This window comes from Moorena sp. SIO3B2 (assembly GCF_010692525.1).
GTDB lineage: Bacteria > Cyanobacteriota > Cyanobacteriia > Cyanobacteriales > Coleofasciculaceae > Moorena > Moorena producens.
This window is the reverse complement of the sequence record NZ_JAAHHE010000556.1, coordinates 1-3,181: the sequence shown is the minus strand read 5'-3', so window position 1 is coordinate 3,181 and position 3,181 is coordinate 1. Positions and strand designations below refer to the sequence as shown.

The window sequence follows — 3,181 nt, the reverse complement described above, 5'->3', positions numbered from 1 at the left end:
GGTAATGATACGCTAATTGGTGGAGTAGGAGCTGATAAGTTTAACGGTGGAGAAGGAGAAGACTGGGCTGACTACAGTGAAGCTCTTTCCAGTGTTGGTGTTGACTTAGCCTCTCAAGGATTTAGGGGAGAAGGGACTGGTGATACTTTTGAAAAACAAAATAGCCAGTCAACAACTGAAAACCTAAAGGGTTCTCCATACGGGGATACCTTCTTTGGAGATATTGGCAATAATGATATTGATCCAGATATAAGCAGTGGTGAAACTGACTTTGTTGATGGAAGAGAAGGAGATGACCTCTTAATTGTCAACTATGGTATCAGGAATGACTGGGGGAGTGGCATCACTGGAGGTTTCGACAGCGATAATGCAACGTCTGGTTATATTTCTAGACAAAGAACAGATTTAAATGGTCAGCAATTAAATGATGCTATTAGTTTCTTTAACATTGAACGAAGTCAAATAATTGGCACGATTCAAAGTGACAATATCCAAGGTGGTGGTGGTTTTGATACTATCTTTGCTGGGGTTGGTGATGATCTAATTAGTGGTGGTAATGGAAATGATAGGATTCAAGCTGATGATGGAGATGATATTTTAATTGGAGGAGCTGGTGCTGATGTGCTAGATGGTGGTGAAGGTCAAGATACAGCTAGCTATGAAAATGCCCGTTTCTCAGGTGTATATGTTGACCTAGAAAAATCTTTTCAAGAATTTGTATATCTGAACCCATTCAGCGATGCTGCTGGTGATCAACTCATCTCAATTGAGAACTTACATGGTTCTATATATGATGATTGGTTATTCGGTAATAATCAAGCTAATCAGCTTTATGGAGATGCAGGAAATGATAACCTGACCGGGAAAGGCGGTGCAGATACATTAGATGGTGGAAGTGGTATCAATACAGCTTCTTATTCTAATTCCCTTGAAGGTGTCAGGATTAACTTAGAAACTGGAAACATTCTAGGTGGTGATGCTGAAGGTGATACTCTCATTAATATCCAAAACATTACAGGTTCTAGTCAAGACGATTCTCTTGCTGGTGATTCTAGTAGTAACAATTTAAGAGGGTTAGAAGGTGATGATCTACTTCAAGGCAACGGTAACAATGATACTCTCTTGGGAGGTGATGGTAGCGATACTTTAGAAGGGGGTTCTGGTAATGATGTCCTAAAAGGAACTTCAAATAGCAACAATGTACAAGAGGTTGATGTTCTCACTGGTGGGGATGGTGCTGACGAATTTTATCTGGGGAATAGCTCATCAGATTACTATAAAGCTTCGGACAGCTACGCTATTATTACAGACTTTAATCCTTCTGAGGATACTATCCACCTTTATTTTACAGAAAAACGTTGTAGTCGGTTATTGCCTGATTACTACTTGGCTTCTACAGGGGATACTTTACCAACAGGAATAGGAATTTTCAGCCGTGGTTCTCGTGAGACAAACAAAGATGAACTAATTGGAATTATTCAAGGAGGTTTCGAGCTAGATCTTCAGGATGATTACTTTAGCTTCAACAAAGTACATGAAGAATACTGCAATATTTTAGAGTAAAAATAAATCCTCAAGTTCTGTTTGAGTGCATCCCAGTTTTGTAAGACTCAAGTTGAGAATTGCAAATTCATATTGAATACCTTAATTGGAGAGGTAAAATGAAATCAATAAAAATTGAGAGCTTGTTGTTCATATTAACGAGCATCTTAACATTTATTCCTTCGCAACCAGCAACAGGTTTTGATGTACAACAAAACAGTTCCCCTAATCTTTTAATTGACTTTTTGTTGGGTGATACTACAGGACTTAGTGATTTTAAAGTTGAATTAAATGGAGATTCAAGATGATTTGGTGTTTTTGAAGATGATCCATTTAGATTAGAATCGGGTATTGTATTGAGTACAGGAAAAGTCAATGAGATTGTCGGCATTAACAGTTTTGATGGAGAAAATCCTAGTTTTACACAAGATTTAAGTACAGATTTTGGTACTCCAGGTGAAGATATAACGTCATTGGTTATTGAGTTTGATGTTAGTTCAGAAAAAGATACTCTGTACTTTCAATATATATTCGGATCCGAAGAATTCATTGAGTATGGTGGAAGCCCTTTCAATGATTCATTTGAATTTCTGTTAAATGGGGTTAACCTAGCAACATTAACTGATGGTCGTCCAGCAACTATTAACCAGTTATTTTTCGATCTTGAACCAGGTATTGAAAGCGAAACTGACCCATATCATCCTGATTTTATCTATAACCCTGTTGAAACAGGTTCAGTTAGTAATCTGACAAAAATAGATGGCTATACACGTCCTTTACTTTTCTCGGGGGCACTACTACAAAACTCACGCAACAGACTTGAAATTAAGATTCAAGATGTCAGAGATGGGATATATGATTCTGCTGTTTTCCTGAAAGCTGGAACTTTTGGTACTGTGAAACCACCTTCAATTGTTGGTGATGGCCTTGATGGTGCTTTAGATGATGAAAGCAATCTGAAAGTGCCAGAACCAGCGTCTTCATTAGGGATGCTTTTTCTTGGTGGATTGCTTCTGACTGGACTTTTAACCAGAGATTAGTTTTAAAATAAATTTTTTGGGGAATGATATACCAGCCCGAACAGTTACGACCCCGAACACTTGAGACCTTTGAATTCTCTCAATTTCAAAAGACTTTGGCAGCTTTAATTTAAAACAAGATCTCCTCCAGAAGTCAGCATAAATATTCATCTTTAAAAAGACTGTTTCATCTACAAATTTTTTCAAAAATTATGGAACATTAATGTCAGAGTAAGCGCAAGAAAGAGAACGCTATTTTGTGCTAGCAGCCGATAGTTATCAATCAACCCTGCCTTGTCTTGATGCAGCCCCTCCCCATGAGCGACTGCATCAGGACAAGGTCAAAAACTGTAATCCTGGTTTACAATTCCTACACGAAACGCTATAATTCAAAAGAACTTTCACCTGGTAATTGCAAATTGCTATAGCAATCCGTGTAGGAATTGTGATAATTTTTATTCCCTACTCCCTACTCCCTACTCCCTACTCCCTGCTCCCTGTTCCCTTTGCTATATGCAAATCCAAGACTACTTCAACTTCCTAGCCTCTGATGATATCCGCATCAAAGGTAGCCGCATTGGCATCGAAAGTGTCCTCTACGAATACATCTATCGTGCCAA

The 3,181-nt window shown here is 38.3% G+C and carries 1 protein-coding gene and 2 pseudogenes; all 3 read left to right on the top strand.

From position 1 onward, the window contains the following. Positions 1-1,563 (top strand): calcium-binding protein (locus F6K38_RS37875; protein ID WP_287360122.1); only part of this gene is annotated, 1,563 nt, incomplete at its 5' end. 98 nt (positions 1,564-1,661) lie between these two features. Beyond that, positions 1,662-2,582 (top strand): annotated as a pseudogene (locus F6K38_RS37865) (choice-of-anchor L domain-containing protein). A gap of 492 nt (positions 2,583-3,074) precedes the next feature. Continuing rightward, a pseudogene (locus tag F6K38_RS44620) lies at positions 3,075-3,181 on the top strand (DUF433 domain-containing protein); the annotation flags it as partial.